A 14,607-nucleotide genomic window follows, 5' to 3' on the forward strand; every position below is an offset into this window, starting at 1 on the left:
ATATAATAATTAAGTATATATCATTGAAAAATGAAAGGGGTAGCATTGTGAATATTAAAGGTATTGCAGCATCTAATGGTATTGCCATTGCGAAGGCATTTAAATTAATTGAACCAGAATTAACTGTGGTTAAATCTACAATTGCAGATGTAGAAGCAGAAATTAACTTATACAAAGAAGCATTAGTTAAAACGACTGAAGAGTTACAAAAAATTAAAGTTAAAGCAGCACAAAATTTAAGTGAGGAAGAGGCAGCTGTATTTGATGCACATATCAATATGGCGAACGATCCTGAATTATTAAGTCAAACGACGGATAAAATCAAAGCAGAAAGCGTAAACGCTTCTTATGCATTTGATGAAGTTTCAACAATGTTTATTACGATGTTTGAAAGCATGGATAATGAATATTTCCGTGAACGTGCAGCTGATATCAAAGATATCAAAAAACGTATTTTAGCACACTTATTAGGGGTTAAAGTTAACGATCCAAGTACAATCGATGAACAAGTTGTTATCATTGCGGAAGATTTAACGCCATCTGATACAGCTCAATTAGACCGTAACTTTGTAAAAGGATTTGCGACTAATATCGGAGGACGCACGTCTCACTCAGCGATTATGGCTCGCTCTTTAGAAATTCCGGCTGTAGTTGGAACGAAAACAATCTTAGAAGACGTTAAAGATGGAGATATGATTATCTTAGACGGATTAGAAGGAAACGTTATTATTAATCCATCTGCTGATCAAGTTTCTCATTATGAAGAAGTAGCGAAAGCATACGAAGCTCAAAAAGCTGAATGGGCGAAGTTAAAAAATGAGAAAACGGTTTCTAAAGATGGACAACACGTAGAGTTAGCAGCGAATATCGGAACACCAAACGATGTAGAAGGTGTTTTAGGTAACGGTGGAGAAGCTGTTGGATTATACCGTACAGAATTCTTATATATGGGACGTGACAACTTCCCAACTGAAGAAGAACAATTTGAAGCTTATAAAGCAGTATTAGAAGCGATGGGAGAAAAACCTGTTGTTGTTCGTACGTTAGATATCGGTGGAGATAAAGAATTACCTTACTTACACTTACCAAAAGAAATGAACCCATTCTTAGGTTACCGTGCGGTTCGTTTATGTTTAGATGATACAGATTTATTCCGTACACAATTACGTGCTTTATTACGTGCAAGTGCTTACGGTAAATTACGTATCATGTTCCCAATGATTGCAACATTAAATGAATTCCGTGCAGCTAAAGCTTTATTATTAGAAGAAAAAGCGAAATTAGTTTCAGAAGGTGTAACAGTTTCTGATGAGATTGAAGTGGGAATGATGGTTGAAATTCCATCTGCAGCTGTATTAGCTGATCAATTCGCAAAAGAAGTAGACTTCTTCTCAATCGGAACAAACGATTTAATTCAATACACAATGGCAGCTGACCGTATGAACGAAAAAGTATCATACTTATACCAACCATATAACCCAAGTATTTTACGCTTAGTAAAAATGGTTATTGATGCAGCGCATAAGGAAGGTAAATGGACTGGAATGTGCGGTGAAATGGCCGGAGATCAAACTGCTATTCCATTATTATTAGGATTAGGATTAGATGAGTTCTCAATGTCTGCAACTTCTATCTTACCTGCTCGTTCATTAATCAGTAAATTATCAAAAGCTGAAATGGCAGAATTAGCTGCTGAAGCGTTAAACAAATCAACAGTAGAAGAAGTTATCGAATTAGTTGAAAATATCCAAAAATAATTAATTAAGTGTGAAGATTTTCTCTTCACACTTTTTTTATTGGAATAAGGATATAATTTAAATAGAACTCGTCCATACTAAAAAAGAAGTTTAATGAAAAGAGTTGATATAATGAGAAAGCTATTGACTAATAATAAACTGCATCTTTTTTTGTTTTTCTCTTTCTTAAGTTGTTTATTATCGGTTTGTTGTCCTACCGTTAAATCGGCTACTGTTGAGGATCGCATTGACCATTTTATTTATCATGAACCTAAACCTGATAAAGTTGCATATTTAACATTTGATGATGGTCCGTCTAAGTATACAAAAGAAATATTAGATTTATTAGAAAGAGAACAGGTTCCTGCCGTATTTTTTGTCATCGGTGAAAGTATTAATAATATCCCTCATTCGGGGGAAATTTTGAATGAAATTTTAGATCATGGTCATTATATAGGATTACATAGTATGACTCACGATTTAGATAAATTATATAATTCACCAGATGCGGCTCATAACTTTGTTAATGAAATGTTAGAAGTAAGAGGAAAGGTTAAGGAATTAACCGGATTTGAAAGTAATCTTTGTCGCCCACCTTACGGAGGTAGAGGTCATTTTACGAAGGCACACTACCAGGCTATAAAAGATGCTGGACTTAACTGCGTGGATTGGAATGTTGACTCGTTAGACTGGGCTAAGTCAAGTTCGAGTGAAATTATGGATCAAGTCGTGAAAGATTTAGAGATGGCACATTACCCTGATGAAGTTGTTTTACTATTTCACGAAAAGAAATTAACTTTAGAAACTTTACCACAGGTCTTCAATTATTATAGAGAGTTAGGATATGTCTTTATGCCATATTGTGAGGGAGATGAATTTGATTGTGGACTCAACTAGATAACACTATTATGGAGATAAAAAAGGAAAGCTAAACGATGATAAATTGTTTATTTTTGAAAAATAAAGTAATTTATTGAAATCAGGCAGGGGAAAGAGTAGTATAGAGATAAAGAAATTGAATGAATGGAGGGAATGGAGTGGCAAGGCAAACGTATGAGTTGGGTAAGAACCGATTGAAAAGGGGACGGACGAATCCGAGGGGTTACATTACTATTATTTTAATAGGATTTATCATGTTGGTCGGAGGGTTATTCTTTAATCTTTTTTATCAGGTTCATCACTTAAGTATTCTGACGCAGAACAAAGGGGAGTTGACATTTGAGGATATACCGCCTATTGAGAGTTGGCATAACAAGGAAGCGAAGTTTGTTTATTTAACATTTGACGATGGACCGAGCAAGAACGCCGATAAAATATTGGATGTTCTTGATCAATATGACGTTAAAGGAACTTTTTTTGTGTTAGGTTCAGCGATTGAGGGCTATAGTAAATCAAATGAGGTTTTGAAGAGAATGGCAGATACCGGTCATTACATTGGAATGCATTCAATGTCCCATAATTATTCCTACTTATATGATAAAGAAAAAGGTGGGGAAAATTTCGTCGGGGAGCTATTAGAGGAACAGCAGCTTATTAAGGAAGTGACGGGCGGTTTTATGAGTCAACTGTGCCGTGCCCCATATGGGAGTGGTGGAACGTTTAATGCCGGTCATATCGAGGCGTTAAAGGAGGCAAAAATAAAATGTTGGGATTGGGATGTGGACTCACTAGACTGGGATTCAGGAGCTACCGTCACAGGGATTATGAAAAATATTGAATATTGCATGAACCTTTGGAATTATCCTAAAAATACAATTGTTTTATTTCATGAAAAAGATATAACGGTAGAGGTGTTACCGAAAGTGATTGAGTATTATATGGAGCTAGGGTATGAATTTTTACCCTACAATCCAGATTATCATATCGTTAAAAATTTAGTAGGTAGCGATGAAATATAGGGGGAGAGTGATTGGATGAAGAAAGTTAGTTTATTTTGGATAGCCTTAGGGGGAATCGTTGCGATGGGAATCTACTTTGCAATGACCTATAAATTCCCTGAAATTGAGGTGTTACAATTTTATCAACGCATAGATGAAGAAATAATCTCTCTTGAAAAAAAATCCCCCCAAACGATAGAGGAGATATTAAATGAACTAAATAAGACAACGTCACAGATTATTGAAATTGGCCGTACATACGATGGAGAGGAAGATATGGATGAGTTATTTTCCACGTTTAACGCGCAGTACGCCGAATTAAAGGCATATAGAGATGACGTTATTGATGCGATGAATGAAAGGCTAGTTAAGGTGAAATTTAATCATATCAACTCCGTTTCATCAAAGTTATCTAAGCCCCTTTCGACGTTAGGAAAACAATTATCAGAAAATCAACAAAAGCGGATAGAAAGTTTAACGTTACTAAATGGAGAAATTGACGAGTTAATGAATAAGTTAGAATCACTTCAAGAAATGTTTTATCATTCTAAAGTCAGTGAGACGGTTCGATACTTTCAACAACTTAATCAATTGTTTTCACAATTAGCTACTACACATCATGAATATGTTCAAAATGTTGAAGCGTATTATAGCGTAAAGGCAGAATATTATGAAGCGATTGCTAATAAAGGAGTTTTTGATTACATCTTTAAAAAATAGAGCTAAAAAGGTTACCCTGTTTATACGGGGTAACCTTTTTAATGGGGATAAGGGTGAATTTTATAGCATGATGTAGAAATATAAAAGATAGGATAGAAATTTGGATAAATATTCTTTAATTTTATGTTAATACCATTTATAATAAAAATGAATGTCTAGAAGGTTACTTGGTTCATCGCAAAGAGGTTCTTAAAAATAACGAAATCGTATTTTTGAATTTAATCTGCTATAGGAATTGTAATCTTAAAAAATGTGTGATGGGGTGACTAATATGTTATGGTTAATCGAGGTATTGAGGACATATCCGGAATTAACACTGTTTTTAACGTTAGCTTTTGGCTATCAGGTTGGAAAAATTCGTTTTGGTTCATTTAAAGTTGGAACGGTTCCAGGAGTTTTAATGACTGGTGTATTAGTAGGTCAATTGGGGATTACGGTAGATAATACGGTCAAGTCTATTTTCTTCTTACTGTTTTTATTTGCGCTAGGTTATAATGCGGGCCCACAGTTTTTTAAAAGCTTAAAGAAGGAAGGATTTTCTCAAGTTCTTTTCGCCTGCATGGTTTGCCTTTTTGGATTTATCTTTACGATTACGATTGGAAAGTTAATGAATTTTAATGCTGGACAGGCCTCGGGACTCTTAGCAGGGGCGTTAACACAATCCTCGGTGATTGGTGTGGCTCAAGATGCCCTTTCAAGATTAGATGTTTCTAATCAAAAAATGATGATGGATTTTGTTCCTGTAGGGTATGCTGTTACTTATATTTTTGGAACCATCGGATGTACGTTTATTCTCACGACATTTGGTCCTAAAATTTTAAAAATTGATTTGGAGAAGGCGTGTTTAGAGCTTGACCAACAAGCTAAAATGGAAGAGAAGTCAGTAGGCGATGGCGTGCAAACGGGTGAGGTATCTTATCGTCTTTATGAAGTCGACGAAAAATGGGTTGGAAAGACTGTCGCTGATCTTGAATGGCCATTGGATGACGAAATTGATGTCAGTTTGTATGTCATGAACCCAAAACGTCATCACTCGTTTATTTTTCCGGCTAAAGAGATGGTTTTAGCAGCAAATGATTGCTTGGCGATTGCCTTTAAAGGGAAGGATGCCGCACAGGTTGAATGGAGAGGCTTAGGAAAAGAAATTTTTGATCATCGCTTAGAAGAGCTGAAATCTGACACTGTAGAGGTTTATATAGGTCAATCAGATTCATGTGGAAAAACGATGAAGGAAATTCAAAAAGAGGCCTTGCAGAAGGGTGTATTAGTCTCAAAACTTAAACGCCACGGGGAGTTCATTCATTACCATCAAGGAACAGTTGTTGGTAAACAGGATGTCCTCTGCTTAGAAGGGCCGACGAGTTGTGTAGAATCAGTTCTTCCGTTTGTTGGGAAAAAAGTTGTAAAGACAGATGAAACCGATGTAACTTTTATGGGACTTGGGATTGTTTTAGGTGGTCTGATTGGAATACCGGCGTTAATGATTGGTAAGATTGGGATTACGCTTTCAACAAGTGGTGGTGTATTAATCATGGGGTTACTTTGTGGTTATCTTCATTCACGGAAGCCGACGATGGGACAAATTCCACCGGCTGCCACATGGTTTTTAAGCAACGTAGGATTGGCTGTTTTCGTCGCGGTTGTTGGAATTAACTCTGGACCAGGATTTATTGAAGGGTTACAAAGTTCGGGATTGATTTTCTTTTTAGCGGGACTTATTGTGACAGCTGTATCCTCATTATTTGGTATTTTATTAGGAAAATATGTGTTTAAATTTTCTCCACCCGTCATTTTAGGGGCGACGGCAGGTGCCTTAACGACTACGGCAGCATTAGGGGGATTATGTGAAAAGGCCAATAGTAATGCCCCCGTATTAGGTTATACGATACCTTATGCAATCGGAAATATTTTGTTAACTGTTTGGGGATCTTTAATTATCATGTTTTTCTCTTAGGAGGAAAACAAAAAAACAGCTCTTAATTGAGCTGTTTTTTTTATGATAAATAGTATTTATTACTTTCTAGTATCGTCGTTTCACTTGGCATCACGGGATTGTAAGGTCCATAGTATCCATTTTGCGCTTGTTGTTGCTGTTGTTGGTAGGCAGGATAGACAACGGGTTGTTGATAATAAACCGGTTGTTGGTAGTAAACTGGTTGGTACGCAGGATAAGAATATCCACCGCCTCCACAACAAGGGCGTCCTCCCCATCCATTAAATAGTAATCCTCCTAAAGCTAACCCTCCAACAAAAGGTAAGAATCCCCATCGCTCATCCTGTCCTACTTCAGGCATCATTGAGAGATTAGGGACTTGTTGAGTAAGTGGTGCTGTTGATCGATAAGGGACTTGGACTGGAACCCCGTTATGATAATTTACTGGCATCAATTTAAACTCCTCCTTTATCTTGCAGTCCTACGTTATCATATGCAACGAAAGAGTTGTTTGCCCCACTATTAAGATTGAATGAGTAAAAAAGAATGAATCGTTGGTCGGGAGAAGAAAGAAAAAATACCTTTTCTTTCTTTAAGACCCGGATTAACATTTAAAATGAGTTGATCTGCAAAAGGATAAGTTCCGTTATAAAACTGTGTGCAACCATTTTTAGTTGAATTTCCTTGGCAGTGACCTGAAAGTTGGAGATTAATTGGATAGTCAGTGACCTTAGCTGCAAGTGTGGGTTCATGAAGAAGGAGAATTTGGAACATTTCTGAAGAGGACTCCTTTTCAAGAATATGTGTTAAATCGGGTGTCGTTGACAAAGAGTCAATCCCAATTAATTGGATGCCCTCGCTACTTCCGTTATAAAGTTCAATGGATTCATTGCGAAGGATTTTAAATGACGATCCCGTTAAAATTTTTGTAATTTCTTTTTTTTGTTTTAAATCGGTATCGCCTAAAACGGCAACCTTTGCAAGCGAGGGATTGAGCTCAGATAAAGTTTTTTCTACCTGTTTAGATAGGTCAGAGGAGATGGCTCCCTTTTCGAATAAGTCCCCCGTGAAGACGACGATATCTGCGCCGAGTTTATTTATTTCTTCGACGGTCTTTTTTAAAAGTGAAAGGTCTTTTTTTGTTTTGATTTTAGTGTCACTCAATTGAATTAAACGCGTCCCACTAAAACGTGCCGGAATGGTTGAGTGGGTAATCATGGTCTCTTCGATATGGATGCCTTGCCTGAAATTTAACATAAAATACACGAAGAGTGAAATCACAATGACTGTGATGGTGAGTAGATAGACCTGGATTTTTTTCATCATATTTCATCCTTTACCAAAATAACTGTTTATATAAGCTATTATATCATATAAAGGTTGTCGTTTTTTTATAGAAATAGATGAATGTTCGTCGTTAGCAGAACAATTGAACGAGGTGATAAATGAAAAATAGGGTACATAACATTCGGATGACGTTAAGATACTCCGTTTTCTCTACCCCGAAGCTAACGCCTAGAATTAGAAGGTAACTGAACGCAGGAATCAATTGCGTTAAAAGCAGGGTGTGTCCTGAGAAAAGTCGCACGATTAAAGGAGATTGTTGGGTTAATGGAAAAGTAAAGAGGAGTGTAATGTTAAAAAATAAAAAGAGTTGTGAAGTGATTGAATTCATATTTTGTTTCATCTTGACACCATCCTTGTAAAAATATGTTTTAAACTGCTTTGATGTGCTAAAATAATAGTACAGTATAGTAAGTAAGGCATAAAAATATGCTATGGATAAGGATTGATGCAATGAATACGTTAGTTTTAATCGATGGAAATAGTTTGATGTATCGCGCCTATTATGCGACGGCATATAGCGGGAACCTCATGAAAACAAGTACAGGAATATTTACAAACGCTTTATACGGATTTGTAAATATGATGAATAAGGTGTTAGATGATTATAACCATACGCATATGTTGGTCGCCTTTGATGCTGGTAAGACGACATTTAGACATGAATTTTTAGAAAGTTATAAAGATGGACGCAAACCGATGCCAGATGAGATGCGTTCACAAATTAATTTGATTAAAAAATATTTAGACCTTTTAGGGGTTAAGCGGTTAGAGTTAGCAACTTATGAAGCCGATGATATTATTGGAACCTTATCAACGCAGGCGAAAGGTGATAATTTTGACAAGGTGCATATTATTACGGGGGATAAAGATTTACTGCAAATGGTCGACGAGAAAACGATTGTTCATATTACACGTAAAGGTGTGACAGACATTGAGTCGTTTGATGAGGCCGCAGTTTTTGCAAAATATGAAGTTTCTCCTCAGCAAATTGTAGATTTAAAAGGGTTGATGGGGGACCCTTCGGATAATTTACCAGGAATTCCTGGAGTGGGTGAGAAGACCGCGATTAAATTATTAAAACAATTTACAACGGTTGAAAATCTAGTGGCACATACAGATGAGTTAAAAGGTAAAATGCGAGAAAAGGTAGAGGCAAACGTTGAACAGGCCTTATTATGTAAACGAATGGCGACTATTCATAAGGAAGTCCCGCTTCCACTAACCTTTGATGATTTACGTTACGAGGGACCCCATGTCGAAGAATTGATGGCCTTCTTTAAGGAAATGGAGTTTAATGCCTTTTTGAAGAAGATAAAAATGGAGGAGTCAAAAGAATCAAAACCACAGCTCCCTATTCGAATCATTCAAAGTGAACAAGAGTTAGATCAGTTAACTTATCAAGATAGTGCTATTCACGTAGAGGTCTTCGAGGAAAATTATCATCGAGGCACGATTTTAGGAATAGCAGTTGTTAATCAAGAAGAGGCTTATTATGTTCCATTTGAACTTGCGAAAAAGAGTGAGGCGTTCCTTTCATTTTTAAGTTGTTCGACGTATAAGAAGTCTATTTTTGACGTGAAACGCTCGCGTGTTGCACTCATGTGGGAAGGCTTACCATTAGAAGGGGTTGATTTTGATTTATTATTAGCGACGTATATTCTTAACCCAACGAATGGTAGTCGAGAATTTAAAAAGGTTGTTATGCATTATGATTACGATGAGGTATCATACGATGAAGAGGTTTACGGGAAAGGGGCTAAGCGTGCCGTTGCCGCACCAGAAAAGGTTGCGCGTTACGCGATCGATATTGCAACGGCAGTCTTTAAGCTAAAAGATCAAATTCTTGAGCAACTGCGTGAACAGGGGCAACTAGAACTATTTGAAGAGATGGAAATGCCATTGGCCGATGTTTTAGCAACGATGGAGTTTAACGGAATGGCACTTGATTTAAATGGTTTGGAGGAGATGGGAGAAACGTTGAAGTCTCGCCTTGTAGCGCTCGAATCGTCTATCTTTGAACAGGCAGGAATGTCGTTTAATATTAATTCCCCTAAACAACTAGGAGAGGTACTATTTGAAAAGTTATCATTGCCGGTGATTAAAAAAACGAAGACGGGTTACTCAACGAATGCCGATGTTCTAGAAAAATTGCGTGATGAACATCCGATTATTCATTTAATCATGGAGTATCGAACATTGAGTAAATTATATTCTACGTATATTGAAGGTTTAAAAAAGGCGTGTTATGACGATGGGAAGGTTCACACCATTTTTAATCAAGCGTTAACCCAAACAGGTCGATTGTCATCGATTGAACCTAATTTGCAAAATATCCCTATTCGTTTAGAAGAGGGAAGAATGATTCGAAAAGCGTTTGTCCCAAGTCAAGAAGGTTGGTTGATTTTAGGGGCCGATTACTCACAAATCGAGCTTCGTATTTTGGCTCATATTTCAAATACAGAGTCATTAATTGAGGCCTTTAAACAAGGGGACGACATTCATAAGAAAACAGCAATGGACGTTTTTAAAGTGTCAGGGGAAGAGATGACGTCAGATTTAAGACGCTCTGCAAAGGCCATTAACTTTGGAATTATTTATGGAATGAGTGCTTTTGGTTTATCTGAAAATTTAAATATCACTCAAAAAGAGGCGAAAAAATATATTGATCATTATTTAGAAACGTATTCGGGCATTCACCAGTATATGGAGGATATTGTCAAGGAAGCTAAATATAATGGATATGTTTCGACGTTGTTTAATCGTCGACGCTATATTCCAGAGCTAACGCAAAAAAACTATGCGATTCGACAATTTGGAGAAAGAACAGCGATGAATGCACCGATTCAAGGGACAGCAGCGGATATCATCAAAAAGGCAATGATCGACGTGTCCCGTAAGATGCAGGAAAAAAAGGTACAGTCACGCTTGTTATTACAGGTACACGATGAGTTAATATTTGAAGTTCCTGAGAATGAATTGGATTTGATGATTGAGTTAGTGACAAAAACGATGGAGGACGTTGTTGAATTAAAGGTTCCATTAAAAGCCGATTATTCGTATGGTCCAACCTGGTATGATGCAAAATAATGATGAAAGGGGCACGAGAGGCGAGTGCCCTTTTTAGAAGTTAACGTATTTTCCTTGGAAATAAGGAGAGGAAAGATAAGGGGTTATTGGAGTTTGAAAATGCGAAGCAGTCACGTCTGCATCCCATGACGAATAAAAATGGAAGTTATGCCCGATAGGGGCCCATTCAATGCAGGTGCTCCTTACCGGATAGCACATGATTGAGCAGCTATAGGGGTTGTTAAGAAAGAAGGTGGAACACATGCCAGAATTACCTGAGGTTGAAAATGTAAAGAATGCCCTTTGTCAACAAGTAAAAGGGAGACAAATACAGGGAGTTGAAGTGAAATATGAGCCGATGGTTAAAAATATGGAGGTAGAAGAATTTAAAAACAAGTTAACGGGTCAAACCATTCAAGAGATTAAAAGGCGTGGAAAATATCTTGTTTTTTATTTGGATGATTATGTGTTGCTTTCACACCTTAGAATGGAAGGAAAGTATTTTGTTGTTCAGCCAGATTTTGAGTTGAATCCCCATGTCCATGTAGTCATGACGTTGGATGGAGGCAAACGATTGCTTTATCAGGATACGCGAAAATTTGGAACATATCACTTGTACGATCGGTCCATCAATTTAGAGGAAACCCCTCCATTTAAAGTGTTAGGAGTAGAGCCTTTTTCTTCGCAGTTTACCCCTCATTACTTAAAAGAAAAGTTAAAAAATAAAAAGAAACCTATCAAAAGTTTGCTTCTTGATCAAAGCGTCGTCTGTGGATTAGGTAATATTTACGTTGATGAAGTGCTTTACCGTGCGCGATTACATCCTTTAACACCAAGTTCGGATTTAGAGGACAGAGATTTGGAGAATGTGGTAAAATATACGGTGCAGGTTTTGGCGCGTGCTATTGAATTAGGCGGGACGACGATTCGGACATTCAGTTCCTCTCATGGGGTGCTTGGCTCTTTTCAAAACGAATTACTCGTTCATCAACGGCAAGGTGAGGCTTGTCCAACCTGTCAAAGTGAAATTGAGAAAATCAAAGTTGGCGGTCGGGGAACTTATCTTTGTCCGAACTGTCAGCGTTTGAATATAAAGGAAAACGAACGGGGTTCATCAACGGATTAATGGGTATCGTTAAAAAGAAGTGGTAGCTATTTAAGTGGGAGGCCTAAGCCACTAGGAACTTTTAAAAAGAGAGGAGGGACTGCTACGAGACAAAATGTAGTGAACTAATCGCGAGAGGTGATAAGGTTTTATAAGGGACTCACTCATCGTCAACCCGACGACGTGAACAAGGGCGTTACAACTTTTATTAAATAAGATTAATGTTTATGGTAAAACGTTAAAGAGATGAGGAGGAAGCGCGGGTGTCTGATGGAATGGAAGCAGTCAGGTTAAATTGCTCTCATTAGACGCGCTAAACGAGTGAAACTTTTTTGCGATCTATTTTTTGTCGATGTTTTAAGTAGCAGTAGTAATTAATGTTAGTCGTTGGATTAACGGGAGGAATCTCGTCGGGAAAAAGTACAATATCTTCATGGTTTTTACAAAAAGGAATCGTTGTATTGGACGCTGACCAAATAGTGAAAAATTTACAACGTCCGAATAGTCCGCTTGTCTTAAAATTAGCGGAGGAGTTCGGGGCGTCTATTGTAAACGAAAACGGAGAACTTGTACGAGACGTTTTAGGAAAAATAATTTTTTATGATCAGGAGGCGAAGGAGCGTTTAAATGCGATGATTCATCCGCTTGTCCAAGCAAAATTAGAAGAAGAGATTGAGCGGTTAAAAAAAGTGGGCGAGGGACTTGTTGTATTAGATATCCCTTTGCTTTTTGAAAGTCGTTTTGAAGCGTTAGTAGACCGTACGGTTGTTGTTTATGTTTCGCCTGATGTTCAACTTCAACGATTGATGAAGCGGGATCAAATTGATCGGGAGTATGCGTTAGCTAAAATGAATTCTCAGATGTCTTTAGATGAGAAAAGAGCACGTGCTGATTACGTGTTGATTAATAATGGAACCATGGGACAACTTAGAGAACAATTTGATCATTTATTTGAAGTGTTATGGGAACGGGCTTGTCAGGTGTTTTAAGAGGTGGGCGTGCCCACTTGCCTTAATTTTTGGATGGTTGTGAGTCGTGATGGATTAAAGTGAGAGATAGAATGGAGAAATAATGATGAAGTGGGAGCCCCTCACAAAAAGGATGGTGCGGTTAATTTGGGTGTTTGATGGCGCTAGTTGAAGAGAGGTTCGTGGCTTTTTCGGTTGGAAAATTTAACGTGCTGATGCGCGATTTCGTTGTTTTAAAGAGGTCACACTCGGTGGCGTTTTTGAAAGTCAAATTTTTTCGCGCGACCACTTTTAGTCGCTATCACATTCTTAGATCGAACGTATTAAACGCCCTAGTTAGTGATGGTTTTCCTGATGTATGATGAGAAGCCCCCTTAGCGCAAGCACCCCTTTTTTTGTTGGCCTAAAAAGAGGTGCTATTATTTGAGGTGAGGGGGGGAAATTAAGAAGATATTTCTGTTTAGATAGAAGGAGTGTTTGCGGTGTCAACACAAGGTGTTAAACCAAATACGAAGTTTAAATTGTATGGGATGCAGCGGGTAACGACGGAAGAGTTACAAATTTTAATTTTACTTTACCAACCCCTCATCGGTCCTGTGGCAACTAGTTTTTATTTAACTTTAAATACGTTAGCTACACGAGGACAAGAGGAGGAGTATGCCCACCATTTTTTATTACAGATGTTAAATATTTCGATGGATGATTTAATTGAGTTTAGGCATAAATTAGAGGCGGTCGGACTGATCCAGGTGTATTGTCATAAAGGAGATGGGACGCTCGCTTATTCTGTAAGAAAGCCGATGCAAGCGAAGGAATTTTTTAATGATGGGATCATTAATGTTTTTCTTAACTTAAAGGTAGGGCATCCTGAGTATCAACAATTAAAACGGCTCTTTGCTGAAGAAGCGCCTGAAATAGAAGGAGAAAATATCTCTAAGCCATTTAACGAGGTATTTGATACAACTATTTTAATGCGTTCGTCGGCTATGCTACAGGCGAGTCCGCTCCCTACCAATCAAACGGATAAAAAAGGGGTCACGCTAGAATTATCCTTTGATAAAGAGCTGTTATTTTCTTTGTTGCACCAATTTGGGATGGATGAGACAATGGTTTCTCAAAAGTTACTCGATCAAATTAATCGAATTGCATTTTTATATAAATTAGATGAGCACGAGTTGGCAAGACTTATTTTTGATGCTTTAGATACAGATGGCTTTGTTAACTTAGAGCTTTTTAGAAAACAGGCTAAACAGTATTTTCAGTTTTTAAATAAGGGGAAACCTGTAGAAGTTGTAGAGGTTCCTCAAGTGAATCCCGAAAATTTATCACACACCCCGGAACAAGAGCAATTGTCTAAGGAAAAGCAACTCTTGCTTGTTCTTTCTCAACATCCACTAGAATTTTTACGCTTTAAGCAACATCAGAAGGAACCCGTTCCAGCGGACCGCCAATTAGTTGAATGGTTAGTCGTTGATCAACAGATGGCTGCCGGGGTCGTCAATGTTTTAATTGACTATGTGCTAAATATTTCAGATGGTCGTTTGCCAAAACAACTCGTGGAAAAAATTGCAGGTGAGTGGCAACGTAAGGAAATTGACACGACGGAAAAGGCGATTGCTCAAGTTAAGGCAACGTTGAAGGCGAAACATAAAAGGGAACTTGAAAAAACTGTTCCGGCCGCGAATAAAGTTTATGCAAAACCAACGCGTGTCGTTAGAAAAGAGCAAGTTCCAGATTGGTTAAAAGAGCAGGGGGCCACTCAGGAAGACAAAAAATCATTGTCAGATGATGACCTTCAAAAAATTGAACGTATGAAAGAATTACAAAATCAACTTTTAAATAAGAAAGGGTGAGC

General features: G+C 37.7%; 12 protein-coding genes. 9 read left to right on the forward strand and 3 right to left on the reverse strand.

What is annotated here, in order from left to right; translation table 11 throughout:
* Positions 1-47: 47 nt before the first annotated feature.
* From ptsP to aspT, 5 genes are all read left to right on the forward strand, one after another.
* Entirely contained in the window at positions 48-1,757 is a 1,710-nt protein-coding gene (gene ptsP / locus VXM77_RS03445) for a phosphoenolpyruvate--protein phosphotransferase (RefSeq protein WP_161831559.1), read from the forward strand.
* A gap of 111 nt (positions 1,758-1,868) precedes the next feature.
* Positions 1,869-2,633 (forward strand): polysaccharide deacetylase family protein, encoded by a 765-nt coding sequence (locus VXM77_RS03450; RefSeq protein ID WP_161831560.1) that lies wholly within the window; start codon positions 1,869-1,871, stop codon positions 2,631-2,633.
* Between the two features lie 140 nt (positions 2,634-2,773).
* On the forward strand, positions 2,774-3,634 hold the full coding sequence (locus tag VXM77_RS03455; RefSeq protein WP_338507140.1) for a polysaccharide deacetylase family protein: 861 nt from the start codon (positions 2,774-2,776) through the stop codon (positions 3,632-3,634).
* Between the two features lie 15 nt (positions 3,635-3,649).
* Positions 3,650-4,333, forward strand: coding sequence for a hypothetical protein (locus VXM77_RS03460; RefSeq protein WP_161831562.1), 684 nt, complete (start codon positions 3,650-3,652; stop codon positions 4,331-4,333).
* 271 nt (positions 4,334-4,604) lie between these two features.
* Positions 4,605-6,287: an aspartate-alanine antiporter gene (gene aspT, locus VXM77_RS03465; RefSeq protein ID WP_161831563.1), complete on the forward strand. Its 1,683-nt coding sequence runs from the start codon at positions 4,605-4,607 to the stop codon at positions 6,285-6,287.
* A 40-nt stretch (positions 6,288-6,327) separates the two neighbouring features.
* On the opposite strand, the gene VXM77_RS03470 is transcribed toward aspT, so the two are convergent.
* From VXM77_RS03470 to VXM77_RS03480, 3 genes are all read right to left on the reverse strand, one after another.
* Positions 6,328-6,717, reverse strand: a complete 390-nt coding sequence (locus tag VXM77_RS03470) for a hypothetical protein (protein ID WP_161831564.1) — start codon at positions 6,715-6,717, stop codon at positions 6,328-6,330.
* Between the two features lie 71 nt (positions 6,718-6,788).
* Positions 6,789-7,589 (reverse strand): metallophosphoesterase, encoded by an 801-nt coding sequence (locus tag VXM77_RS03475; protein WP_262953466.1) that lies wholly within the window; start codon positions 7,587-7,589, stop codon positions 6,789-6,791.
* A 94-nt stretch (positions 7,590-7,683) separates the two neighbouring features.
* Positions 7,684-7,953, reverse strand: coding sequence for a hypothetical protein (locus VXM77_RS03480; RefSeq protein WP_262953465.1), 270 nt, complete (start codon positions 7,951-7,953; stop codon positions 7,684-7,686).
* Between the two features lie 110 nt (positions 7,954-8,063).
* Here VXM77_RS03480 and polA point away from each other — a divergent pair, with 110 nt between their 5' ends.
* The 4 genes from polA to VXM77_RS03500 all read left to right on the forward strand — a co-directional run bounded on the left by polA (position 8,064) and on the right by VXM77_RS03500 (position 14,605).
* Positions 8,064-10,700: a DNA polymerase I gene (gene polA / locus VXM77_RS03485; RefSeq protein ID WP_338507149.1), complete on the forward strand. Its 2,637-nt coding sequence runs from the start codon at positions 8,064-8,066 to the stop codon at positions 10,698-10,700.
* Positions 10,701-10,941: 241 nt separating this feature from the next.
* A complete protein-coding gene (gene mutM, locus VXM77_RS03490; RefSeq protein WP_262950829.1) occupies positions 10,942-11,805 on the forward strand; it encodes a DNA-formamidopyrimidine glycosylase in 864 nt (287 codons plus the stop codon).
* Positions 11,806-12,161: 356 nt separating this feature from the next.
* The gene (gene coaE, locus VXM77_RS03495; protein WP_262950831.1) at positions 12,162-12,773 is read left to right on the forward strand and encodes a dephospho-CoA kinase; all 612 of its coding nucleotides are present in this window, start codon (positions 12,162-12,164) and stop codon (positions 12,771-12,773) included.
* Positions 12,774-13,234: 461 nt separating this feature from the next.
* Positions 13,235-14,605 (forward strand): DnaD domain protein, encoded by a 1,371-nt coding sequence (locus tag VXM77_RS03500; RefSeq protein WP_338507156.1) that lies wholly within the window; start codon positions 13,235-13,237, stop codon positions 14,603-14,605.
* Positions 14,606-14,607 lie beyond the last annotated feature (2 nt).

Source organism: Turicibacter sp. KK003, assembly GCF_037014675.1.
In the GTDB taxonomy this organism is placed as follows: Bacteria; Bacillota_I; Bacilli_A; order MOL361; family Turicibacteraceae; genus Turicibacter; species Turicibacter faecis.